Raw genomic sequence first — 22,590 nt, forward strand, 5'->3', positions numbered from 1 at the left:
GGCAGGAAGACCATCCCTGCCGGCTCTTTTTTTCCAAGCCATCGTACATTCAGGCGGCGGCCTGAAGATTGACGCCGTCGGAGATGGAGCTGAACAGCACGTCAGCCTGTTTCTCCTCGCTGAGGATCGAATCGAGAACCCGGGCGTCTTCCGTAAGACCAAGGATGTTGGCCCAGGTGCGCAGGGTCCCGTAGACGGCGATCTCGTGATGTTCCACCTGCTGGCCGCAGGCGATCAGGGTGATGTCGCGAATGCTGCTATCGGACGCATCTTTAATGCTGTCTTCCGCTTCGGTGATGAGGCCGCTGATGGCCTTACAGGTTATGGTGTCGGCGTCGCCGGTGATCCTCCGCAGGAGTCCCTCGACGCTGGCAACGTGGCCCTCCGTTTGGCGCAGGTGATCGCGAAAGGCGGTTGCGAGCTGGGGATCGGTGGATTTGTCGATCATCTTCGGCAGGGCATCGGTGATCTTCTGCTCCATATCGAGCGCCTTCTTCAGATTGGAGATGTAGAGAGTGCGTAGATCCTCAATGTTGGCTGAGAAAATCTTCATAGTGGAAAGCTCCTTTTTTCCTTTTGGTCGTTCTGTTCCCCATATCCAGGCGTTGACGCCGCAACGGGCGTCTCCATGGGGTGAAATCCGGTTTTCCGTGGTGAGACGGCAACGTGCGCCGGAGTAATCACGGGGGCGTGCGCGTTCTGTGTGGATTGGATGCGGCCAGGCGGGTTAGGTTGGCCTGCGTGTGGCCGGGCAAGAGCGATATACTCGGATACGTCAGTATGCAGCGCGGTGACTGGTGGAAAGAGGTTTCGTATGAGCACAAATGGCAATCATCCTGCCGGCGAAAAAAATCAGAACGGTAATGGATACAAGGTTCCGACTGGGCGGGCGGAATGGGTCGTCAAGCGGAAGGCTGAGGCGGAACGGACCGGCGACTGGAATATGTCGCAGATGCACTTTGCACGCAAGGGCCTGATCACCGAAGAGATGGCCTTTGTTGCCGAGCGCGAGAAGGTTGCGGCGGAGAAGATTCGCAGCGAAGTCGCGAAGGGAACGATGATCATTCCGGCCAACATCAACCATGTTGAGTTGGAGCCGATGTGTATCGGCGTCGAGTCGCTCTGCAAGATCAACGCGAATATCGGAAACTCCGCGCTGGTGTCGAACGTGGATGAGGAGCTGCGCAAGCTGCACACGGCCGTGCACTTCGGCGCCGATACCGTGATGGATCTTTCGACCGGCGGCGACATCCCGATGATCCGCGAGGCGATCCTGCGGCATAGCCCGGTGCCAATCGGCACGGTGCCGCTGTACGAGGCCCTGAGCCGGGTGAAGCGGGTCGAGGACCTGAATATCGATCTGTATCTCGAGGTCATCGAGGAGCAGGCGCAGCAGGGCGTGGATTACTTCACGATTCACGCTGGTGTGCTGATCCAGTACATCCCCATGGTTTCTAAGCGCATTACGGGCATTGTGAGCCGTGGCGGCGCCATTATGGCGCAGTGGATGACGCATCATCACAAACAGAACTTTCTGTACGAGAACTTCGATCGCATCACGAAGATCATGGCGAAGTACGACGTCAGCTACTCGCTGGGCGATGGCCTGCGTCCGGGCAGTGTTGCCGACGCGAGCGATGAGGCACAGTTCGCTGAGTTGAAGACACTGGGTGAGCTGACCCGTGAGGCATGGAAGAGCGACGTGCAGGTGATGATCGAAGGCCCCGGCCATGTGCCGATGGACAAGATCAAGGAGCAGGTCGATAAGGAAGTCGAGCTGTGCGATGGCGCTCCGTTCTATGTGCTGGGCCCGCTGGTTACCGATATTGCTCCCGGCTACGACCACATCACCTCGGCGATCGGCGCGGCGATGATCGGCTGGCATGGCGCCGCGATGCTCTGCTATGTCACTCCCAAGGAGCATCTTGGCCTGCCGAACGAGAAGGATGTGAAGGACGGCATTATTGCCTACAAGATTGCGGCTCACTCTGCCGATATCGCGCGGCATCGGCCGGGCGCGCGCGACCGCGACGACGCTATCTCGCATGCGCGCTACACCTTCGACTGGGACAAGCAGTTCGCTTTGTCGCTTGATCCGGATACGGCTCGCGGGATGCACGACGAGACGCTTCCGGATGACTACTACAAGGAAGCAGCCTTCTGCAGCATGTGCGGGCCGAAGTTCTGCTCCATGAACTGGTCGAGCAAGGTGGATGAGTTCAACGAGCGTGAGCATGGGTTGAAGAAGCCGGACCTGACACAGATCGTAACGGAGCAGATGGCGCTGCGAAGCTAAAAACGCCTGCAGAAGCGAATACAACAACGGCCGCTCCGAATACTCCGGGGCGGCCGTTGCTTTGTGGTGCAAGACGGTGGGCCACGATTATCTACAGTGTTGCATCCGACCTGAACAGAACAGGTCGCGAGATGCGACAGAAGGGAGCACAAGATGCCGGAAAAGAAAACGATCGAGCGCGCGAAAGAAGATCTGCGCGAAGGCAAGGCTCCATCGACAGCAGCGGGAGAGTTTGTGCGGGAAGAGATCGATCACGTCCGTGAGGGCAAACATGGAGCGCGTTCGCCACAGCAGGCAATTGCAATCGGTCTTAGCAAGGCTCGCCGCGCAGGAATTCCGCTGAAGCCGCCGAAGTCCGGTTCAAAGGAGATGCGCAACCGTGCAGAACATGAGTACGAGGAGGGGCAGGAGCATCCGGGGCGCAAGCCATCGACGACACGATCTCATAGTCGTAAGACAGCTATGAAGCGTGAGCCAAAGTCGTCTGCTTCCCACGAGGCTCTTTCCCGGCAGTCGAAACGCGCATCGGCAAGACGTTCGGCAAGTTCGAGGTCGGCAGCAGCCAGGAAGGGTGCCGCAAAGAGATCGCCCGCCGCCAGGTCCGCCTCTGCAAGGAAGGCCGCGAGAACGAGAGCTGCGGCGCATTGACCCAGTTATCCACAGATTACTGAAAGAGCCTATGTGAAAACAGACAACGCTGCGAGGTGAGATGAAGTCTTAGGTTGTAACGGAAGAGAAATCTTCCAGAAGGAGAGAGTAGCCTATGGCCAACCAAAATATCAGGAGCATTCCTGATAGGAACATCCGGGAGACCGGAGGTACCAATGGATGGCACGAAGCAAGTCACCCTAGCCAGAATGACATGAATCGAGGGAGGGAGACTCGGGCAGAGCCTGAGGTTTCCAAACGAGATTCGGCCACTTAAGGTGGGAGTCGGAATTCGATCCGATTCTCCGAAAACTCGAAGAAAAAAGGCGGGTCCCTCCGGGATTCGCCTTTTTTCATTGGAACCTACTTAGAGGCATCTTCGAGAGTTGCCGCCGCCCGATTCAAGGCATCGGCCAGCTCCGTCAACTGCAATCTGGCGCGATTGCTGTCAGCGGCATCGACAGCTTCATTAACGCCTGGGATAACGACAGCGGCGTATCCGGTGTACTCACCCGGAGCATAGATGGTGTGTTTGTACCAGGGGCGATGAGGCAATCCGTTGGGCGAAAGCAGGGAGGACTCAGCGCTTCGCAGAGCTCGGTTGAGAGCTGCTGTATCGGCTGGAGGAGCGTCCTGCCGGAAGCGGATTGCGCCGCCAGCCGCCTCAAATCTGTGAGCGGCAGTAAGGGCTGGACCGAAGTTGAGATTCATGCCGGCTGCCGTGGCATGTTTCTGCGCGCCTTCGAGGTAGCAGATGATTTCATGCCCGTAGAACTGGTAATCGTAGGGCAGCACGTCAGCGTCGGCCATATGGAGGATCTCCAGCCCAAAGACGCGTGCCTGCTGCTGTTCGTAGACGAAGGTGGGATCGGCAAACTTCGTAAACCAGTTGTAGTTATCGAAGACGGAATGGTACACGCCGTATGGCCCCTCGGAGCCGATATCGGTCGATGGCACGCCCAGATGCTGCAGGAAGGGCGTGTAGTCGGAGCCGGAGCCGAGGTCGCCCACGTGGGCATCCTGCTGCATGTGCTGAGCTGCGCGCCGCCCTGCGTCGGCTTCCTGCTCCAGTTTCCACTGGCGGTAGACGGTGTCGCCCTTCGGCGAGGGAACCTGCATGGTGACTTCGCGGACGAATTGCTTGAGCGAGGGCACCGATGCGGCTTTAAAGTTGGGGCCAGAGACTCCGACGTCCGTGTTGAAGTAAGCTACGGCATTCGCAAGAGCAGCGGCGTTCTGCTCTACCCACTCCGTTGAGCCGATCAGTCCTTCCTCCTCGGCATCCCATGAGGCGATGACGATGGTGCGCCGGGGCTGCCAACCCTGCTTCAGAAGCTCCCCGAGGCCGTGAACAGCCTCCAGCATGGCGGCGGTTCCGGAGTTGGGATCGACGGCGCCAAAGACCCAGGCATCGCGATGGTTTCCGGCGATAACCCAGTTCTCCTTTTGTGCAGGATCTGTACCGGGGATCGTTCCGATGACGTTCCAGATGGTACGAATCCGGGCGTCGTGCTCAAGGTGCATGTGGACCTTGACCTTGCCTGTTCCTCCCAGGTGATAGGTGAAAGGAAGAGCGCCCTGCCAGCCCCGCGGCGAAACTGGGCCGTCAAGAGCTTTGAGGATTGGGGCAGCATCTTTGAAAGACAATGGGTTGGACGGGATGGATGGCTTATTGCCCTGAGGACCATTGCCGTGAATTCGCCTGGAATCGGGAAGATCGGGAGTGGAGGCGATTCCCGAAGTCTCGGGATCGCCGGGATAAATGGGAAGGAACTGTACGGAGCCGCGCTGAACGCCCGACTCAGGACGGAAGGGCCCCTTGGGATAGACGTCGCCGCGAAAGTAACCATCGTCAGATGGGTCGGAGTAGATGAGAACGCCATTCGCTCCATGCTGCTGGGCGAGGTAGACCTTTACGCCGCGAAAGTTGGCTCCGTAGCGGACGAGGACGATCTTGCCCTTAACGCTGACTCCCATGCGGGCCAACTTCTTGAAATCTTCCTGGGTGCCGTAGTTTGCATAGACGACGTTGGCAGTGATGTCCGCCGAGGGAGAGGACCCGTTGAAGGCAGGAAGGATGTCCGGCTGATCCTGGAAGGGATCACCTCCATAGCGCTGAGGATCGACGTGCTCTGGTGAGGGACCTGACATGAGTTTTTCGCCGTTGGAGTTGAATGCCTCGATGTTGATCTCTACAGGACGATTGAGCAGGACCCGGTAAGGAACGATCTTTGTCTCCAACCCGGCGTCTTTGAACTTCTGCTCGACGTACAACGCTGTTGCGTAGTCTTCTTGCGAACTGGCCCAGTGTGGTTTTGCCGTAAGAATCTTCAGGTGTTCTCCGGCAAGTTTTGCGTCGGGCACAGGAAGGAAGGCTGCATCCCACTTTGCCTGCTTGGAGAAATCTCGGAATCCAAAGACCTGCCGGGTCTGTCCCGGACAAACCAGAGCGGCAGAGAACAGAAGGAAGAGAAGTGCGGAGCGCAAAAAGAAAAACCTCTGAAGCGGCAGCTTCGAGGTCTAGGGTACAGCATTCTTCATAGCGCGCAGGCTGGTACCCTTCGCGCTATGAAGGCTTCGAATATTTAGACGGCAGCAACAGGCTGGCCGCAGAACCTGCAGCGCTGCGCCGCAACCGGAATATCGGAGAGGCACTCCGGACATGCTTTCGTGGGGGCAGGGGCTTCCACTACGGGAGGGTTGAACTTCTTCAGCAGATACTGCGTTGGAAGCACCAGAAAGAAGTAGACGACTGCCGCGATCAAAAGGAAGTTGATGATGGCAGTGATGAACTTCCCGTACTCGATCACTCCTCCGTTGATGTGGCCCACCAGGTAATCGAAGTTGGGTTTACCAACCGCGGCGCCGAGCAGAGGATTAATGATGTTTGTCGTAAGTGCGGTGACGATGGCAGTAAAGGCAGCACCGATAATGACGGCGACTGCCAGGTCCATCACGTTGCCGCGAAGAATAAAGTCGCGAAACCCTTTCAGCATGCGTATCTCCTGGTTGAAATGACGTGCCTTGATCAGGGCGAGTATACGACAGGTTGTCCGCAGCGTTACGTGGAGTGTGTTAACCAGAGAGCATACGGGTAAAGAAGGAAGAAGAGGATCATGCTGAGCGCCATCAGATCCATGTAGAGCATCAGCAGAACGCCACCGTGATAAAGGTTCCAGGGCGTTCTTACACAACGGAGATGGTCGATCGTCCCCGCGATGGCGGCAAGGGTAGGAAAGATCAGCAGGAGAGTCGCATGGTTATCCGGGAAGTGAGAGAGCAGGACCGAGACCCCGAGGCTGAGGAGAACCAAGAGCGTGCCCCGAAGTAGCGAACGGCAGCGCGGATTGAAGAACCGGGAGATCACCTTACTCTCTCTAGGGTATTCGCTTTTCCGAAGCCGTGCAGACGTTAAGCCGCAGGCGGTCCGCACGATATCATAGCCAGGGAGCCTGTTTCCTTCGTCTTGGGAGAGTACGTGAAGGTCATGGATGACCAATCCGGGATTGCAGTCGACGAATCGAGCAAAAGAGAAGAAGGTAAGAAAGTTCCCTGGCAGATATTTGCCCTGGTTATTGGATGCAGTCTTCTGATCCGGCTATTTGTGCTACGGATGATAGCGGCAACGCCGCTGGTCTCGGACTCGCAGGACTATCGCGCGATGGCGCTCCAACTGGCAGGAGGCGTCCATTTTGTGCCGTACTGGCCGCCAGGGCTACCCGTTTACCTCATTCCATTTCTCGCGATGGGGTTGGGCGATGTGGCGCTACGGGCTTCGATGCTTCTGTGGTGGACCCTGTTCTGCTGGGCGCTGGTCCGGCTTGGCAGAGATCTGGGCCTGAAGGATCGGGCGATTCTGCTGATTCTGGCGATCTTCAGTATTACTCCAGCCCACGTTCACTTTTCCGTAGAACCGATGACACAGATACCGTCCGCCGCCCTGCTGCTGCTGGCTGTAAGCGCGACGGTCCGCTGCTGGAAAGATCCAGACTGGAGAGAAGCCGCCCTGCTGGGTGGCGCAGCCGGCTGGCTGGCACTGGTGCGACCCAGCGCGCTTCCACTGCTGATTGCGCTACCGGCTTTGGCTTATTTCGGCCGTCGCCGGCTGCGGGAGCCAGTGATCGCCGTAGCTCTTGGAGGGATGATGATCCTGGCATGGGTGGGAAAGGTCCATCAGCTCTCCGGCCAGTGGAAGATCAACAACTCTAATGGAGTCAACCTCTACTATGGAAATAATCCCTGGACGCCGCTTTATCGGACCTGGTACTTCGGTTCACATGCCAAGCCGGAGAGTGAGGAAATTCATCGTTTTCCGGAGTACGAGAAAGTCGTAAAGGAAGTTTTTGATCTACCCGAGACAGAGCGCGGAGAGGCATTTCAGAAGCGGGCTGTCGACTACGTTCTGCAACGGCCCGATCTCTTTCTGCTGCGGAGTGTGAATCGGGTGCGCTGTTTCTGGGGTTTCGACATCTTTACGGCAGCTCATTTGAGGCAGGCCCGTCCTTCGGTGCGCCGCTGGTTTCCTGTCGTTTTGGTGCTGGATGCAGCGTGCTATCTGGTGGTGGCGGGATTCGCCTTCTTTTGGATTGCGGCAGCGCCGGGGGCGTTCTGCCGAAGGTGGGAGACGTGGCTGCTTGCTGGCGCCGTGCTCTTTTATGCCTTTCCGTACTGGATGAGCATGTCGCATCCGACCTACCATTTTCCAGTGATTGCTCCACTTGCCCTGCTGGGAGCGCTGGCGTATCAGGTGGTTTGTTCGTCCGGCGAAAGGAACTCAGCCCGGGGCAGGACCGCGCTTGCCGTCCTGCTGCTGATCCAGGCAGAGTGGGTCTTCTTTTTTACCCGAACGTAGGAAAAACGCCTGGCCGTTGAAATGGGACCGGCCAGCTGTCTAAGCTGTGGCGAGTTCGGATCCCGTTGCGGCCTTCTGGAACATCTCTTTGATGGATTGCTCATAAGGAGCCTGCAGGACGCCGTGCTCGGTGATGATGGCGGTGATGTACTTGGCAGGAGTGGCATCGAAGGCCGGGTTCTGGATGGCCGCTCCGTTGGGCGTCATCTGCCTGCCGTTTGAGTGCGTGACCTCAGTGGCCGCGCGCTGCTCAATGGGGATGGCGTCTCCGTCTGGGGTGTTGACATCGATGGTCGAGAGCGGGGCGGCGACGTAGAATGGGATGCCGTGCTCTTTGGCGAGCACTGCGACCGAGTAGGTTCCAATCTTGTTGGCTGTGTCACCGTTGGCGGCGATGCGGTCGGCTCCGACGATGACGGCCTGGATCTTGCCTTGGCGCATCAGCGATCCCGCCATGTTGTCGCAGAGCACCGTGGTCGGAATGTTATCGTGCAGCAGCTCCCACGCTGTGAGTCGAGCGCCCTGCAGGTAGGGGCGGGTCTCGTCGGCGTAGACGTCGATGTTGTGGCCGCGCTCGACAGCGGCACGGATAACGCCAAGGGCAGTGCCGTAGCCACAGGTGGCGAGAGCGCCGGCGTTGCAGTGGGTCAGCACGGTGCCTTGCTGCGGGAGCAGGGCTGCTCCGTGGGCACCCATCGACTTGCAGGCCGCGATGTCTTCGTCGTACATCTGCTGGGCTTCCTTGATGAGTGCGGCCTTGATCTCAGGGATCGAGGTGCCTGCTTCGGCCAGCGCGTTGTACTTCGCGCGCATGCGGTCGATGGCCCAGAAGAGATTGACGGCGGTGGGCCGGGTCTCGGCGAGGGTCTTCGCGATGATGGCGACCTCGTCGTTGAGGCTGGCGATGTCGGTTGCCTTGCTCTGGCTGACGCCGAGCGCGAAGCCCATCGCGGCGGAGACTCCGATGGCCGGCGCACCGCGGACGATCATGTCGCGGATGACGGTTGCGACCTGCTGGTAGTCGGTGGCGAGGACGTAGGTCTCCTCGAGAGGGAGCTTGGTTTGATCGAGGAAGTTAACGCCTTCAGGGAGCCATTCGAGGGTGGGAATCATGTCTCTCTTAGTTTATCGAACTCAGGAGCGTATGGGATCGACCCAGCGAAGGCGGCTGTCGAGCCCGGCGTTCCAAAATGCTTCCTGGATGACCTGCCGGGACTCGGTGAAGTGTGCCCAGCCCTCGAAGTGGAGGGGCACGATAGTGGCCTCGGGCATGGCCTTTGCGACCTGGATGGCGTCGTCGGCGGTCATGGTCAGCGGTGCCGGGCCAGCAGCTTGGACGCGTGCCGCTCCCATGTTGAGGACGGCTATTGATACGGGAATCCAGCGGGCGACCTCGGCGACGCCTTCGTACCAGACCGTATCTCCGGAAAAGTAGAGAGCACCTTCGGTGGGGTCGTCCTTGGGGCGGACAGCGAAGCCGACGACCGGGCCGCTCCGACCCTCGCAGCCGACTGGGCCGTGTCGCGCGGGGGTGGCCGTTATCAGGAGGGGGTAGCCTTCTGGAGTGTTGATCTCGACGGTCTGCCAGGGGACGAAGCCGACGGCGTTGCCGCCCAGTCGCTTTGCACCTTCAGCGGTGGTGAAGACCGACTTTGCGCGGGACAGCATCTTGCGTCCGGCGTGGTCGAGGTTGTCGAAGTGCTGATCGTGGCTGAGCAGGATGTAGTCGATGGGGCCGAGCTGGTCGACGCTGACCTGCGGATCGCTGATCTTGTGCAGGGTGGTGGGACCGGCCACGTAGTCGCCGCCGGCAGGATCGAAGGTGGGGTCGGTGAGGAAGCGCAGGCCGTGAAAGGTGATCAGCGCGGTGGGACCCCCAACGTAGACGATCTCTGGCTGGCTGCTCATGGCTATTGTCCTTTGAGAGCGATATGTGCGGTGCGGACGTCGGTTGCGGTGAAAACGGAGTAGAACGGGGCGTGCGGCGCGGCGGCTTCGATGTTAGCGCGACCGCCTTGTTCGCGGTCAACAAGGCACAGGACGCCGATGACGTTCATCCCGGATTCGCGGGCGGCCTCGATGGCGGTAATGGTGGAGCCGCCGGTGGTGCAGACGTCGTCGACGATGACGACGTGGGCTCCGATTCTGTGGAAGCCTTCGATGCGGCGACCGGTGCCGTGGGTCTTTTCGGCTTTACGGACGAGAAAGCCGTGGACAAGCTCGTTATCGTGCGGTGCGCGGTGGTGATGTTGATGGTGATGCCACGCGCTGGCGGAGGAGGTGTTCGAGACGAGTGGATCGGCCCCCATGGTGAGTCCGCCGACGGCGGCGGTCTGGGGAAAATGCTGGCGAATGAGGTCGTAGAGGACGAGCCCGGAGAGACGGCCGCCTTCGGCATGCAGGGTGGTGGTACGGCAGTCGATGTAGTAGTCGGATTTCTGGCCGCTGGCGAGGGTGAAGTCGCCGAGGCGGAAGGAGTGTGTGGCGATCAGGTTGAGCAGGTCGTTGCGGTGATCAGACATATCGGGCTCTGGGCTACCCCTTAAGTATGTATTTGCGCAAAAGGATCTCTAAGTCCGGACTTCCGCTGCAAGTTCCAGAAAAGATGTGTTTCTGGCTCCAAAGCCATGAAATCGAAGAGCTTGTGTTGCCGCCCGGATACAAATTCCTGCTTACGAAACTGATACCAGTATAGCGGTTGTGGGAAGGCGATTCGGCACCTACAGGAGATTGATTCTGCGGGGTTTATAGAAAGCGCTTTTGATATCGTTCCGATGGATTCTCCTGCAGCGGAGAATCCTCGCGAAAGGAATGATTGGAATAAAGATGGCGGATTCCGGCGGGAAGTAGCATGATGTCACCTGTCAATGAAGGGCGCGTGCCTTCGCTATCTCTTGGCCGGCTTTCGGTTTGCGATGGCTTTTGCGTCAGTAAAAGGAATGGGCCAGCTTTCCTGAAAATTCTGAGATAAGGAGAGATCCTGATGTTGCTGCCCAGGGTTGGTTTGGTTTGTCTTGTGGTCCTGCTTTGGATGATGGCAGGGACGGGGGCTGTTGCTGAGGGGAGAAGAGGGTCTCTTCCGAACGGCGGACACCAGGCGTGGACGGCAGCCGATGAGGTCACACTGGGAGGCCAGGTGACGGAGGTCCCAATGAAAAGAGTGGCGGGCGCACCTTTAGGGCTGAACTTCGCGATGAGCGGATCGCAGCACAGCCTGATGGTGAATGCGGGTGCGAACCTGAGCGAGATGATACGGAGCCGGATCAGGGTGGGTGAGACGGTGCGGGTTACCGGCGTTGTACGGTCGGTCAACGGACAGGAGTATCTGCTCGTTCGGACGCTGGTAGTTGGAGGGACGACGGTCCATGTGCGAAGCCGGAATGGATTTCCGGTACGGGAGATGGGGTCCGATAGGCCACGGCCGCGAACGGTGAAGAGCGATCTGAAGGGAGGTGCGCGATGAAGAACGCGCAGAGCTTCTTTCACATCGAAGGAATCCCTAAGGTTGAGCTGACATCCCAAGCCGCAGATCCTTCGACTTCACCCTTCGGTTCGGCTCGCTCACTCAGGACTTCGCTCAGGATGACACGTTCCAGGCAGATATGTTTGGCGGCAGCGACTGCCGCTGCGTGTTTTGTGAGTGGGTGCGGAGGGTCGGGCTCAAAGCCGGCTCCTCCGGCGATTACGGTTTCGCTGGCATCGCCGCCGTCTACCCTGACGGCGAACAGCCAGGCGCAGTTGACGGCGAATGTGGGCAACGACAGCGCGAATGGAGGAGTGAAATGGACGGCGACGTGCGGCAGCAGCGGAGCTTGCGGCTCGTTCAGCAGCGCATCGACGGCCAGCGGAGCGAGTACGACGTACACGGCGCCCGCGGCGGTTCCGAGCGGAAATACGGTGACGGTGACGGCGACGTCGGTCACGGATGCCAGCAAGTCGGCGACGGCGATGATTACGATTACAGCCGCGACGGGTCCGATGCTGGCGGACGGCACATATGTGTATCACCTGGCGGGACAGAATGCGAATGGGCCGTTGTTTCTGGCTGGGGCCTTTACTGTGGCGAGCGGAGGGATCACCGCAGGAGAGCAGGATTTCTCCGATTCAGCAGCCGCTTACAGCAACTCGATTACATCTACGGGGAGCGGAGTCTCGATGGGGTCGGGAGGCAATGTGCAGGTGGCTTTGGCGACAGGGAACACGAACATTGGCGACAACGGCGTGATTACGCTGCGCGGAACAAAGACCTCGGCTACACGGGTGCTGATCTCGGAATATGACGAGTATGGCGTAGGGACGGGTTCGATCGACCTGCAGACGAGTACGGCGGCGCCTGCGGGAAGTTATGCGTACCTGGTCTCCGGTGTGGGCTTCGATACGAACGGCGACGCGATTACAACGGGGATTGGGGGCGTGTTGAATATCAGCGGGACGACAGTTTCGTTGAGCAACAGCGTCTTCGATCTGAACTTCGGGTCGACGGTGAGTTTGGCGAAGAGCTTTACCGCGGGGACGGTGAGCGCACCGGATTCGTTTGGGCGATTCAGCATTGGACTTTCACCGGATACGACGACGGGACTGTCGAACTTTATCCTGACGGGTTATGTCGTTGGGCCGAACCAGGTGCAACTGATTGAGAGCCAGCAGGACGATCTTGGCTTCAACCTGGCCGGCATGGCACTTGCGCAGGGAAGCAATGCGGGCAGCTTCAACCAGAACGCCCTGGCGGGGAAGGCCTATGTGTATAGCGGGGTAGGTGCGGATGTGGTCGGAGCCGCGGACTTTGCCGGGGTTATCCACTTTGCCGCAGATGGTACGCTTTCGGGGCCGCTTGCGATCAACGACATTACGAACAATGGCGAAGACACGATTACCGGAGGGACGTACACGGTAGGCGCCAATGGCAGGGTGACTCTGAATGATGTGACGACACAATCCAATCCTCTCAATGGGAATTACGCCTTCCTGATGTATCTGGATGGGAATGGCAATGCCCTGATGATGGGCGCCGATACGGTGGAAGTGAGCGCGGGGCCGGCGTATCTGCAGACCACTTCTTCACCGCAGTTGGGCGGCCTGTATGCGATCGTGGGGCAGGGATTCCTGAACGATGGCAATGGATCGCCGTGGAGCGCGTCGGGCGCGTTGACGATCAACGGTTCGAACTATGCCGGATTTACCGACTACAACGATATGGGAACTCCGACGCCAAATGTGACGCTTAGGGGAAGTGTGGACAGCTCGAGCGATGTGTTGACGTTGACCGGGTTGAATGCGGTTTCGTTTACGGGCGGGGCATCGTTCCTGAACTATCCGATCGATAACAACCGGGTGGTGACGATCAGCATCGATCAGGCGATGCTGGGGATGCTGCAGATGGAGGCGGTGAGCCAATAGAGTGGCGTGTCAGAGCGCAGGCTCCGCTGCTTTGGCGCGGTTGAGGAGTAGAGTGCGCTCGCGTGCGTTGCGGGTGAGTGCGGCGGCGCGCTCGAACTCGATGCGAGCCTCCTGGTGTCGGCCGAGCTTGTGGAGGAGGTCACCGCGCACGCTGGGGAGAAGGTGGTAGGACTTCAGCGAGGGTTCGTCGGCGAGAGCGTCGACAAGGGAAAGGGCTGCGGCCGGGCCGGAGGCCATGGAGATGGCTACCGCCCGGTTGAGTTGGATGATGGGAGATGGGGTGAGGTTGAGGAGTTGTGCGTAGAGAGAGGCGATGCGGCGCCAGTCGGTGGCCTCGGGGGTGAGGGCGCGGGCGTGGCATGCGGCGATTGCGGCCTGTAGGGTGTAGGGGCCGGAGTTATGCGGAACTGTTTTGGCATCCTGCGAACCCGCCTTAGTCTCGTGTCGACTGGAATCGTCATGAGCTGAAGATGGGGCACCCGCGTTGGTGTCCGTTTGGAGCAGGCGCTCGGCGTGTTCGAGGGCGGTGAGGCCACGATGGATGAGGATCTGGTCCCAGCGGGAGCGGTCCTGATCGAGCAGGAGGATGGGTTCGCCGGTAGGACCGATGCGGGCGTTGAGGCGTGAGGCCTGGATCTCCATGAGGGCGACGAGGCCGTGGACTTCGGGCTCGGTGGGGACCAGTTCAGCTAGGACGCGGCCGAGGCGGAGAGCGTCTTCGCAGAGAGCGGGGCGGGTCCAATCGTCGCCGGCGGTGGCGGAGTAGCCCTCGTTGAAGATGAGGTAGAGGACCTGGAGGACGGATGCGAGTCGAGCGGTGAACTCGCCACCGCGGGGAACCTCGAAGGGAATATTGGCTTCGCCGAGAGTTCGTTTGGCGCGGACGATGCGCTGGGCGACGGTGGGTTCGGCGAGGAGGAAGGCGCGGGCGATCTCATCGGTGGTGAGGCCGCCGAGGAGGCGGAGGGTGAGGGCGACGCGGGCTTCGGGGGCGAGGATGGGGTGGCAGGAGATGAAGATGAGGCGGAGGAGATCGTCGCCGACGGGATTGTCGATAGCGGCGTTGATCTGGTCGGGCGTGAGCTGGTGGGTGGATTCGAGCTCGTAGCCGAGCTGCTGGTGCTTGCGATCGAGAAGCTTGTTGCGGCGGAGGAGATCGATGGCGCGGTTTTTGGCCGCGGCCATGAGCCATGCGCCGGGGTTGTCGGGGATGCCGGTGAGGGGCCAGCGCTCGAGCGCGGCGACGAGGGCGTCCTGGGCGAGATCTTCGGCGAGGCCGACGTCGCGGACGATGCGAGTGAGGACGGCGATGAGGCGGGCCGACTCGATGCGCCATACGGCGTCGATGGAGCGGTGCAGGTCGACGGGGTTGGTCTCGGCTGGCATCAGGGATGATGACATCATCATTCGTGGAGGTGTGGCAAGGCGGTCGAGCTTTGCTCGACGGCCCGCTCATGTTGCGATGAGACTTCGTCATGAGTGGGCATCCTGCGGGTGGATTTGTGGGTGAATCTGGCATCCTGCCAACCCCCACCTTAGTCTCATGTCAACTGACGTCGCCATGAGCCGAAGATGGGGCACCCAGTGGATGGAGGAATGTCTTATGTTGTGTCGTGTGTAATGGGAATGGCGGTCGTTCGTCTGCGTGGATGAGGAGTGATTCAGATGAGTGAGATGGTGAAAGATCCGGTTTGCGGGATGCAGGTGAAGGTGGAGACCGCGAAGTGGACGAGCGAACACGCTGGAAAACGTTGGTACTTCTGTTGCGAGGGGTGCAGAAAAAAGTTTGAAACGGACCCGGCGAAGTATGACGGATCTGGGACGCAGGATGCGGCTGAGGGATCAGTTGCGGTTGGGGGGATGAGTCCGGCCAAGGCTGGCAGTGGGTGCTGCGGTGGAGGTGGTGGAACTCATGCTGCGGCGGTGAAGGGGACGATATCGCCTTCTGCGGCAGGGAAGTATACGTGTCCAATGCACCCGGAGGTGATCTCGGACAAGATGGGGGCGTGTCCGAAGTGCGGGATGGCGCTGGAGCCGATGGCTCCAGTGATGAGCGGCGTCGAATATACGTGCCCAATGCATCCGGAGATTGTGAAGGACGGGCCGGGAAGCTGCCCGATCTGTGGCATGGCCCTGGAGCCGCGGGAGGTGACAGCGGACCAGGAGAATCCTGAGCTGAAGACGATGCTGCTGCGGTTCTGGGTGGGAGTGGCGCTGTCGCTTCCGCTGCTGGCCGTGATGGTGATGGAAATGTGGCCGGGGCATCCGTTTGCCGGGCCGCCGGCGGGCAGGTGGATGGGATGGGCGCAGATGACGTTGGCGACTCCTGTGGTGCTGTGGTGCGGATGGCCGTTCTTCGAGCGTGGGTGGGCGTCGATCGTGCATCGCAGTTTGAACATGTTCACGCTGATTGCGATGGGGACCGGCGCGGCGTATCTATACAGCGTAGTGGCTGTGGTCGCGCCGGGGATCTTTCCGGATTCGTTTCGTGGGCATGGCGGTGAGCTGGGACTGTACTTTGAGTCGGCCGCGGTGATCACGGTGCTAGTGCTGCTGGGGCAGGTGCTGGAGCTGAAGGCGAGAGACAAAACTGGCGGGGCGATTCGCGCGCTGCTGGGGCTGGCTCCGAAGACGGCTCGCAGGATCGTGCAGGATGGGACGGAGAGCGATATTCCGCTGAGTGAGATTGCAGTGGGCGATCGCCTGAGAGTGCGACCGGGTGAGAAGGTTCCGGTGGATGGCGTGGTGGAGGACGGGCGCAGCGCCGTGGATGAATCGATGGTGACGGGCGAGCCGGTTCCGGTAGAGAAGACGGCAGGGGAGAAGGTGGTCGGCGGAACGATCAACGGAACGGGGGCGATGGTTATGCGGGCTGAGCGCGTGGGCTCGGATACGCTGCTGGCGCAGATTGTGAAGATGGTGAGCGAGGCGCAACGGTCGAGAGCGCCAATTCAGCGCCTGGCGGACCAAGTGGCGGGATACTTTGTTCCTGCTGTTCTGCTGGCTGCGGCGCTCGCGGCGACGGCGTGGGCCGTGTGGGGACCGGAGCCGAGGCTGGCGCATGCTTTGGTGATTGCGATGTCGGTGCTGCTTATTGCGTGTCCGTGTGCGCTGGGACTGGCTACACCAATGTCGATCATGGTGGCTACGGGGCGAGGAGCGCATGAAGGTGTGCTGGTGCGGAACGCCGAGGCTCTGGAGACATTGGAGAAGGTTGACACGCTGGTGTTAGATAAGACTGGCACGCTGACGGAGGGCAAGCCCCGACTGACCGAGGTGGTGACGGCTGACGGTGTGAATGAGAACGATCTGCTGCGAGCGGCGGCGAGTCTGGAGCGGGCGAGTGAGCATCCTCTGGCGTCTGCGATTGTTGCGGGTGCGCAGGAGCGAGGCATTGTGCTGGCTGAGGTGAAGGAATTTGCATCGGTGACGGGGAAGGGGGTTACCGGTGTAGTGGACAGGCGGCGGGTTGCTATTGGGACACAGGCGTTATTGCGCGATGACGGTGTGGAAGCGAAGGCTCTAGAAGAGCGTGCCGAGACGATGAGGCGTGAGGGCCAGACCGTGATGTTGGTCGCGATGGATGGGAGCGCAGCGGGAGCGATTGCGGTGGCCGATCCTCTCAAGAGCTCGTCACCAGAGGTGGTGAACGAGTTGAAGAAGAGTGGATTGTCGGTCGTGATGGTGACGGGAGACAACCGTACGACGGCGAAGGCTGTGGCCAGCAGACTGGGGATTGCATTTGAGGCGGAGGTCTCTCCCGAGGGGAAGGCGGAGGTGATCCGGAGGCTGCAGCGGGAAGGGAAGATTGTGGCCATGGCGGGGGACGGCATCAACGATGCTCCCGCTCTGGCGGCTGCACAGGTGGGAATAGCGATGGGAACAGGCGCGGATGTCGCGATGGCCACGGGAGGAATCACACTGGTGAGTGGTGATCTGCGCGGCCTGCTGCGGGCGCGGCGTTTGAGCCAGCGCACGATGCGGAACATCCGGCAGAACCTGTTCTTTGCATTTATCTATAACGCGGCGGGTGTGCCTCTGGCGGCGGGTGTGCTGTATCCGCTGTTCGGGTGGTTGTTGAGTCCGATGGTGGCGGCTGCGGCGATGAGCTTCAGTTCGGTCTCGGTGATCTCGAATGCGTTGCGGTTGCGGCGGGTGAGGGTGTAAGGAAGAGGCCTTCGGGGGTTGAGGAACCGCAGATCCTTCGACTTCGCTGCGCTCAGCTCAGGAGGACACTTTATAGATAGGAGCAGAGATGGGTATCTGTTAGGGCGTTAATCGTGGATCGATGCCTCAGGCATTGGGGGTTGCACGGACAAAAGACAGGGATTCTTCGGCTGCGCCTCAGAATGACGACAGTGAGATGGACGACAGTTGGTTACAGTGAACTTTAACGGTGACGGGCGCACTTGCTTTGCAGGTGCGCCCTTCGTTCAGGTGGAGCGGATCAGGCTTTGAGGCCCATTCCAGCGAGGACTCCGCGCATGTAGGCGAAGCTCTTGATGACGCCAGGCATGGGGTCGTCGCCGTGAATCTCGTACTCTAGATCGACGTTGCCTTTGTAGCCGATGCCGATGAGAGCGCGGAAGATCTGCGGTACGGGCATCAGTCCGTCTCCAACGGCAACCTGGCTCTCCTTGACCTTGCTTTCGGCGAGGTCCTTCATGTGAATGTCGTAGACGCGCGAGCCCACCTTTTTGATGGCAGTGACGGGGTCGGTTCCTGTCCTCATGGTGTGGCCAACATCGATGCAGCAGCCGATACGCTGATCCATGTTCTTAACGGCGTCGAGAACATCGAAGGGAGAGGGCCACTGCTTGTCCTCGGGGCCATGATTGTGAATCGCCAGCTTGATGTTGTATTCCTTCACGAACTTTTCGACACGGGGAAGGACCTGGCGCGATGGGGATCCAACGATCAGGGGAATTCCGGCGGCCTTAACGTACTCAAACTTGGAGCGGATGTCGTTGTCATCGTCCTTGTCGAAGTAGATGGTTCCGGCTGCGGTGAGGGTCATGCCAGCGGCGCGATACTCCGCGGCGCGCGCTGCGACCTGATCAGCGGGAGTCATCGGGAGATGAACGTCCTTCAGGTTCAGATAGGGCGTTTTGAGCTCTTTCATGAACTCAATGAGGTGCTGCTGATCGAACTTGCGAAAGGTGTAGCTGGCGATTCCGAGTCGGATGGGAGCGTCAGAGGATGATGGCGCGGCAAACGCAAAGGCGGAGTTGGAGAGGAGCGACGAGGCGGCGAGCATAGTTCCGCCACTAAGAAGACTGCGGCGCGAGAGATTTAGCTTCATGCAGGGCATAGTAGCCTTCGCCCGCAGTGGTCGTCCAGTAATGAATCGATTGAGGTGAGAGGTCTGGAGTCTGGAGGGGAGGGTGCTTTCATTCAGGGATCTTCATCCGGTTTGGATTTCAGATCTGCCTGAACGTTCTGGCCTTCTCCGGGCAAGATACAGGGATTCTTCGCTGCGCTCAGAATAACGGCTTTAAATGACTCACTATGACAGTTCATTGCGACGGAAAACCGCGAGGAGAGTGGGAAAAGAGGAAACCTGCCGGCGGGCAGGTTTTCTCTTTCAGAAACGAGATTTTAAAGCTCGAGGCGCGAGTCTTCGATAGCGAGACGAACGTTTCCGTCGGACTTGGTAAGGCGGCGGACTGCCTCCATCTTGTCAACGTTGGCTTTGAGCATGACGACCGCGATCGGGATGGACTTGCCGGCTGACTTGATGGTCCGGATGGCCGTCTCACGGTCGATGTTGCAGACCTTCATCAGGACGCGAATGCCGCGCTCGACGAGCTTGGCATTCTTCATGTGCACGTTCACCATCAGGTTGTCATAGACGTAGCCCAGCCGCGTCATGGCTCCGGTGGTGATCATGTTGAGGATCATCTTCTGGGCGGTCGCGGACTTCATCCTGGTAGATCCGGCGACGGTCTCAGGGCCAACGTCGGCGACGATGGTGGTATCGGCAACCTCAGAGAGCGCTGTGTTCGCGTTGCAGGTGACCGCGGCGGTCTTTGCTCCTCGCGCACGCGCGTACTCGACGGCACCGACCACATACGGGGTACGGCCGGAGGCGGAGACTCCTATGACGATGTCTTTGCGGGTGGGGCGCCTGCGGGCGATGTCGCGCTGTCCCAGCTCGGGAGAGTCTTCATTGACATCGGAGGCGGAAGCGAGTGCCTTGGGGCCGCCGGCCATGATGTATTGCACCTGGGCCGGGGCTGTCGAGAAGGTAGGCGGGCACTCCGAGGCATCGAGAGCGGCGATACGTCCTGAAGAGCCGGCTCCGACATAGATGAGGCGTCCGCCGTCTCGAAGTGACCGGGCCACTGTATCGATAACGATTGCGATCTCCGGAAGAGCTTTTTTTACGGCAGCAGCGACCTTCGCATCTTCATGATTGATGATGCGGGCGATCTCAAGTGCAGATTTTGTATCCAGTCCTTCAGAGGCAGAGTTATCTGTCTCTGTGACCAGCGAAAGAAACTCATCGGGGCCACTGGAAGCGGATTTTGAAGACTGGGCCGGTTCGAGCATCGTAAGACTTGCCATAAAAAACGTCCTGCTACAAGGTGCTGCTTTTTTGGTTTAGACGATTCTAGTCCTAATCTCGGTTAGATGCGTACAGAAAGCGTCACGTTTATTTCCCACACGTCCGCATGCTCCTTGCGAGACTCTATCAATTGATTAAATTCGGAGAAATGGAAGATGATTTCACACACTCTCGCATCAAAGTTTACTTTCTCGAAATTGGAGGGAGGCTATGTAAGATGCAGTTTATGACAAAGAGTTTTCTCTGTGGCGTAATCGCTGCCGGCCTGGCGCTGACGGCGACGGTGAGCAGCGCGGCTACTGTAGAGGCTGCTGCGGCGCGGCCTGCAGAAGGGCATGAGGTGACGGACGTTTCGCTGCAGCAGAGCCTGGCCGCAATAGCCGCGACCCACAAGGGACATGTAGTCCTTTATGCAAAACAGCTGAATACAGGAAAGGTTGTGGCTCTCGATTCCGACCAGCCGGTTCAGACCGCGTCGGTGATCAAGCTGGCCATTCTGTTCGAAGCCATGGAGCAGGTTCGGGACGGCAAGGCGCACTGGAATGAGAAGCTGACGCTGAAAAAGGATGATGGAGTCAGCGGATCGGGTGTCCTTACCTTTTTCGATACGCCTCTGACTCTGACGCTGAAAGACGTGCTAACGATGATGGTAATCGTCAGCGACAACACCGCCACCAACCTGGCGATCGATCGATTTGGCACAAGCGCGGTGAATGCGAGGATTGCCTGGATGGGCCTGAAGGATACTCATCTTTACAAGAAGATTGGCAAGCCAGCGACGGAACCGATGCCATCAGATCAGCCGAAGTTTGGTCTGGGAAAGACGACGGCCCATGAGATGGAGACGATCATGGAGCGCATTGGCCGCTGCGAGCTTGGGAAACCGGGAGAGCCAGCGCAACCGGGCGATATCGAGATATGCCGGACTGCCTTGACCATGCTGCGTAACCAGTTCTACCGCAATACGATACCTCGGTACCTGGAGAAGCTTGATACGACGGAAGAGGGTTCGGGCATTGCCAGCAAGACGGGAAGCCTGAATGCGGTACGAAACGATGTTGCGATTGTTGCCGGAAAAGATGGGCCGATTATAATCTCGATCTTTACCTACGGCAACGAAGACCAAAGCTGGACGGCAGACAACGAGGCTGAGATCATAATTGCAAGGCTTGCCAGGAAGATCGTCGAAGCCTGGTCGCCCGCCGGAATCGACGGCAGGGCCCTCGTACCGGGTTTAGGACTGGGTGCCGGTGGGGCTTCTGGAACGTCTAAGTAAGAGGGGACAAGCAGGACTGTGGAGACTGAGGAGCAAACAGGACCGGAGCCGGAGAGCGACAGCGTGTCCGGTTCGCCTGAGAACGATCGGAAAAAGGAGCATCGGAGCACGATGAGTTCGTGGCTGCGGGATCTGATCATCTCGGTGGCGGTTTCGGCCTTCATCATCATCTTTCTTTATCAACCGGTGCGGGTGGAAGGAACGAGCATGCTTCCGGTCCTGGAAGATCAGGATCGTTTGTTCGTGAACAAGATGGCTTACAGGATGGGAGAGATCCATCGTGGGGATGTAGTGGTTTTTCTGTATCCGCACGATCATCACAAGAGCTACATCAAGCGGGTGATCGCGCTGCCGGGAGACGATCTTAGAATTGACCACGGACATGTCTTCGTCAACGGCAAACGGCTGAATGAGAAGTATGTGCCGCCCCGCTTTGAGGACAGCCGCTCACTTCCGGAGACGATTGTTCCCGACCATGAGTACTTCGTAATGGGAGACCATCGCTCGATCTCCAGTGACAGCCGGGACTTTGGCCCAGTGGATCGGGACCTGATCTATGGCAAGGCTGCTTTTGTTTACTGGCCGATGGAGCAGGCGGGCGTCGTTCACTAGGGAAGAGACAAAGATGAAGACAGCCGCGTGGCATAAGCTGCGCGGCTGTTGTCATCTGTCCGAAGTACTGTAGACGCTACGAGGAAAATACAGGGATCCTTCACTACGTTCAGGATGACGAATCCGAAAAATCACGCGTCCATGGAAATGACGCTAGCGTGTGGTGGCGTTGGTGATGATCTTCGCAAAGGAGTCGGGATCAAGCGAAGCTCCGCCGACAAGTGCACCGTCGATGTCGTCAAGGCAGCAGAGAGATCCGGCGTTATCGGGTTTGACGGAGCCGCCGTACAGGATGCGTGTGGAGTCGGCTACGTCTGAGCCTGCAATGGCGGCGATCTTCGCGCGGATGATCTTGTGTGCGTCCTCGGCGATCTCGGGCGTGGCGGTTCGGCCGGTTCCGATGGCCCAGACGGGCTCGTAGGCGATGACAAGGGGGCCGAGCGCTTCCGGCTTGATGCCTTCAAGGGCGACGGAGATCTGGAGATTGAGGACGTCGGCTGTCAGGTTCTGTTCGCGTTCGTTGAGATGTTCGCCGACGCAGACGATGGGAACCAGCGAATGTGCGAGTGCGGCCTTCAGCTTGAGATTGACGGTGGTGTCGGTCTCGTTAAAGTACTGGCGGCGCTCGGAGTGTCCGATAAGGACGTGGGTAGCTCCGATGGCGGTAATCATGGTGGGGGAGGTCTCGCCGGTATAGGCTCCCTCATTATGCCAGTGCATGTTTTGCGCGCCGACGGAGACGGATTTGCCGCGAGCGGCGTCGACGACAGCGGGGAGGCAGGGCATCGCCGGGCAGAGAACGATCTCGGCAGCCGTATTGTTTTTTACGAGCGGAAAGAAGCTGGTGAGAAAGGCCGTGGATTCGGCAGGAGTCTTGTACATCTTCCAATTGGCGGCGATCAGGAGTTTTCGCATGAGAGAAATGTTCCTCGTGTAGTTGG

Annotated in this window: 20 protein-coding genes; 8 read left to right on the forward strand and 12 right to left on the reverse strand. The window is 59.2% G+C overall.

Features of this window, described 5'->3' with window-relative positions; genetic code table 11:
• Window positions 1–49: 49 nt before the first annotated feature.
• Entirely contained in the window at window positions 50–553 is a 504-nt protein-coding gene (locus tag GWR55_RS01350) for a ferritin-like domain-containing protein (protein WP_162400652.1), read from the reverse strand.
• Between the two features lie 390 nt (window positions 554–943).
• Between GWR55_RS01350 and thiC the strand changes: the two genes are divergently transcribed.
• Both thiC and GWR55_RS01360 read left to right on the forward strand, forming a co-directional pair.
• On the forward strand, window positions 944–2,296 hold the full coding sequence (gene thiC, locus GWR55_RS01355; RefSeq protein WP_370521425.1) for a phosphomethylpyrimidine synthase ThiC: 1,353 nt from the start codon (window positions 944–946) through the stop codon (window positions 2,294–2,296).
• Window positions 2,297–2,449: 153 nt separating this feature from the next.
• Complete coding sequence (locus GWR55_RS01360) at window positions 2,450–2,944, forward strand: hypothetical protein (RefSeq protein ID WP_162400654.1); 495 nt, start codon at window positions 2,450–2,452, stop codon at window positions 2,942–2,944.
• 363 nt (window positions 2,945–3,307) lie between these two features.
• Here the strand turns inward: GWR55_RS01360 and GWR55_RS01365 are convergent, their stop codons facing one another.
• The 3 genes from GWR55_RS01365 to GWR55_RS01375 all read right to left on the reverse strand — a co-directional run bounded on the left by GWR55_RS01365 (window position 3,308) and on the right by GWR55_RS01375 (window position 6,257).
• Window positions 3,308–5,431, reverse strand: coding sequence for a M28 family metallopeptidase (locus GWR55_RS01365; protein WP_162400655.1), 2,124 nt, complete (start codon window positions 5,429–5,431; stop codon window positions 3,308–3,310).
• Between the two features lie 98 nt (window positions 5,432–5,529).
• On the reverse strand, window positions 5,530–5,940 hold the full coding sequence (gene mscL / locus GWR55_RS01370) for a large conductance mechanosensitive channel protein MscL (protein ID WP_162400656.1): 411 nt from the start codon (window positions 5,938–5,940) through the stop codon (window positions 5,530–5,532).
• A gap of 65 nt (window positions 5,941–6,005) precedes the next feature.
• Window positions 6,006–6,257, reverse strand: coding sequence for a permease (locus GWR55_RS01375; RefSeq protein WP_238398567.1), 252 nt, complete (start codon window positions 6,255–6,257; stop codon window positions 6,006–6,008).
• A 174-nt stretch (window positions 6,258–6,431) separates the two neighbouring features.
• Here GWR55_RS01375 and GWR55_RS01380 point away from each other — a divergent pair, with 174 nt between their 5' ends.
• Window positions 6,432–7,796: a glycosyltransferase family 39 protein gene (locus GWR55_RS01380; RefSeq protein ID WP_162400658.1), complete on the forward strand. Its 1,365-nt coding sequence runs from the start codon at window positions 6,432–6,434 to the stop codon at window positions 7,794–7,796.
• Between the two features lie 39 nt (window positions 7,797–7,835).
• On the opposite strand, the gene mtnA is transcribed toward GWR55_RS01380, so the two are convergent.
• The 3 genes from mtnA to pyrE are packed head-to-tail and all read right to left on the reverse strand — an operon-like array spanning window position 7,836 to window position 10,318.
• The gene (gene mtnA, locus GWR55_RS01385) at window positions 7,836–8,909 is read right to left on the reverse strand and encodes an S-methyl-5-thioribose-1-phosphate isomerase (RefSeq protein WP_162400659.1); all 1,074 of its coding nucleotides are present in this window, start codon (window positions 8,907–8,909) and stop codon (window positions 7,836–7,838) included.
• 21 nt (window positions 8,910–8,930) lie between these two features.
• Window positions 8,931–9,704: an MBL fold metallo-hydrolase gene (locus GWR55_RS01390; protein WP_162400660.1), complete on the reverse strand. Its 774-nt coding sequence runs from the start codon at window positions 9,702–9,704 to the stop codon at window positions 8,931–8,933.
• A 2-nt stretch (window positions 9,705–9,706) separates the two neighbouring features.
• Window positions 9,707–10,318, reverse strand: a complete 612-nt coding sequence (pyrE, locus tag GWR55_RS01395) for an orotate phosphoribosyltransferase (RefSeq protein ID WP_162400661.1) — start codon at window positions 10,316–10,318, stop codon at window positions 9,707–9,709.
• A gap of 461 nt (window positions 10,319–10,779) precedes the next feature.
• Here pyrE and GWR55_RS01400 point away from each other — a divergent pair, with 461 nt between their 5' ends.
• On the forward strand, window positions 10,780–11,259 hold the full coding sequence (locus tag GWR55_RS01400) for a hypothetical protein (RefSeq protein WP_162400662.1): 480 nt from the start codon (window positions 10,780–10,782) through the stop codon (window positions 11,257–11,259).
• A 19-nt stretch (window positions 11,260–11,278) separates the two neighbouring features.
• On the opposite strand, the gene GWR55_RS01405 is transcribed toward GWR55_RS01400, so the two are convergent.
• Complete coding sequence (locus GWR55_RS01405) at window positions 11,279–11,719, reverse strand: hypothetical protein (RefSeq protein ID WP_162400663.1); 441 nt, start codon at window positions 11,717–11,719, stop codon at window positions 11,279–11,281.
• Between GWR55_RS01405 and GWR55_RS01410 the strand changes: the two genes are divergently transcribed.
• A complete protein-coding gene (locus GWR55_RS01410) occupies window positions 11,700–13,193 on the forward strand; it encodes a hypothetical protein (RefSeq protein ID WP_162400664.1) in 1,494 nt (497 codons plus the stop codon). The genes GWR55_RS01405 and GWR55_RS01410 overlap by 20 nt on opposite strands.
• A gap of 9 nt (window positions 13,194–13,202) precedes the next feature.
• Here the strand turns inward: GWR55_RS01410 and GWR55_RS01415 are convergent, their stop codons facing one another.
• Window positions 13,203–14,597 carry an RNA polymerase sigma factor gene (locus GWR55_RS01415; protein ID WP_370521426.1) on the reverse strand — a complete coding sequence of 465 codons (1,395 nt, stop codon included), beginning with the start codon at window positions 14,595–14,597 and terminating at the stop codon, window positions 13,203–13,205.
• 261 nt (window positions 14,598–14,858) lie between these two features.
• On the opposite strand from GWR55_RS01415, the gene GWR55_RS01420 reads away from it, so the two are divergent.
• Window positions 14,859–17,360: a heavy metal translocating P-type ATPase gene (locus GWR55_RS01420; RefSeq protein ID WP_162400665.1), complete on the forward strand. Its 2,502-nt coding sequence runs from the start codon at window positions 14,859–14,861 to the stop codon at window positions 17,358–17,360.
• Between the two features lie 280 nt (window positions 17,361–17,640).
• Here GWR55_RS01420 and GWR55_RS01425 read toward each other — a convergent pair whose 3' ends face one another.
• Together GWR55_RS01425 and murQ are read right to left on the reverse strand one after the other, a co-directional pair.
• On the reverse strand, window positions 17,641–18,495 hold the full coding sequence (locus tag GWR55_RS01425; RefSeq protein WP_162400666.1) for a sugar phosphate isomerase/epimerase: 855 nt from the start codon (window positions 18,493–18,495) through the stop codon (window positions 17,641–17,643).
• Between the two features lie 296 nt (window positions 18,496–18,791).
• The gene (gene murQ / locus GWR55_RS01430; RefSeq protein WP_162400667.1) at window positions 18,792–19,760 is read right to left on the reverse strand and encodes an N-acetylmuramic acid 6-phosphate etherase; all 969 of its coding nucleotides are present in this window, start codon (window positions 19,758–19,760) and stop codon (window positions 18,792–18,794) included.
• 227 nt (window positions 19,761–19,987) lie between these two features.
• Here murQ and GWR55_RS01435 point away from each other — a divergent pair, with 227 nt between their 5' ends.
• Window positions 19,988–21,037 carry a serine hydrolase gene (locus GWR55_RS01435; protein ID WP_162400668.1) on the forward strand — a complete coding sequence of 350 codons (1,050 nt, stop codon included), beginning with the start codon at window positions 19,988–19,990 and terminating at the stop codon, window positions 21,035–21,037.
• A 111-nt stretch (window positions 21,038–21,148) separates the two neighbouring features.
• Window positions 21,149–21,649 carry a signal peptidase I gene (gene lepB / locus GWR55_RS01440; protein WP_162400669.1) on the forward strand — a complete coding sequence of 167 codons (501 nt, stop codon included), beginning with the start codon at window positions 21,149–21,151 and terminating at the stop codon, window positions 21,647–21,649.
• A gap of 153 nt (window positions 21,650–21,802) precedes the next feature.
• On the opposite strand, the gene tpiA is transcribed toward lepB, so the two are convergent.
• Complete coding sequence (gene tpiA / locus GWR55_RS01445; protein WP_162400670.1) at window positions 21,803–22,564, reverse strand: triose-phosphate isomerase; 762 nt, start codon at window positions 22,562–22,564, stop codon at window positions 21,803–21,805.
• Between the last annotated feature and the right edge of the window lie 26 nt (window positions 22,565–22,590).

The organism is Edaphobacter sp. 12200R-103, from assembly GCF_010093025.1.
Taxonomy (GTDB): Bacteria; Acidobacteriota; Terriglobia; order Terriglobales; family Acidobacteriaceae; genus Edaphobacter.

Excerpts from the sequence above, each read along its gene's own strand:
- GWR55_RS01350 (WP_162400652.1), bottom strand. The coding sequence starts at position 553 with ATGAAGATTTTCTCAGCCAACATTGAGGATCTACGCACTCTCTACATC.
- thiC (WP_370521425.1), top strand. The coding sequence starts at position 944 with ATGTCGCAGATGCACTTTGCACGCAAGGGCCTGATCACCGAAGAGATG.
- GWR55_RS01360 (WP_162400654.1), top strand. The coding sequence starts at position 2,450 with ATGCCGGAAAAGAAAACGATCGAGCGCGCGAAAGAAGATCTGCGCGAA.
- mscL (WP_162400656.1), bottom strand. The coding sequence starts at position 5,940 with ATGCTGAAAGGGTTTCGCGACTTTATTCTTCGCGGCAACGTGATGGAC.
- GWR55_RS01380 (WP_162400658.1), top strand. The coding sequence starts at position 6,432 with ATGGATGACCAATCCGGGATTGCAGTCGACGAATCGAGCAAAAGAGAA.
- mtnA (WP_162400659.1), bottom strand. The coding sequence starts at position 8,909 with ATGATTCCCACCCTCGAATGGCTCCCTGAAGGCGTTAACTTCCTCGAT.
- GWR55_RS01390 (WP_162400660.1), bottom strand. The coding sequence starts at position 9,704 with ATGAGCAGCCAGCCAGAGATCGTCTACGTTGGGGGTCCCACCGCGCTG.
- pyrE (WP_162400661.1), bottom strand. The coding sequence starts at position 10,318 with ATGTCTGATCACCGCAACGACCTGCTCAACCTGATCGCCACACACTCC.
- GWR55_RS01400 (WP_162400662.1), top strand. The coding sequence starts at position 10,780 with ATGTTGCTGCCCAGGGTTGGTTTGGTTTGTCTTGTGGTCCTGCTTTGG.
- GWR55_RS01415 (WP_370521426.1), bottom strand. The coding sequence starts at position 14,597 with ATGATGTCATCATCCCTGATGCCAGCCGAGACCAACCCCGTCGACCTG.
- GWR55_RS01420 (WP_162400665.1), top strand. The coding sequence starts at position 14,859 with ATGAGTGAGATGGTGAAAGATCCGGTTTGCGGGATGCAGGTGAAGGTG.
- GWR55_RS01425 (WP_162400666.1), bottom strand. The coding sequence starts at position 18,495 with ATGAAGCTAAATCTCTCGCGCCGCAGTCTTCTTAGTGGCGGAACTATG.
- murQ (WP_162400667.1), bottom strand. The coding sequence starts at position 19,760 with ATGGCAAGTCTTACGATGCTCGAACCGGCCCAGTCTTCAAAATCCGCT.
- GWR55_RS01435 (WP_162400668.1), top strand. The coding sequence starts at position 19,988 with ATGACAAAGAGTTTTCTCTGTGGCGTAATCGCTGCCGGCCTGGCGCTG.
- lepB (WP_162400669.1), top strand. The coding sequence starts at position 21,149 with ATGAGTTCGTGGCTGCGGGATCTGATCATCTCGGTGGCGGTTTCGGCC.
- tpiA (WP_162400670.1), bottom strand. The coding sequence starts at position 22,564 with ATGCGAAAACTCCTGATCGCCGCCAATTGGAAGATGTACAAGACTCCT.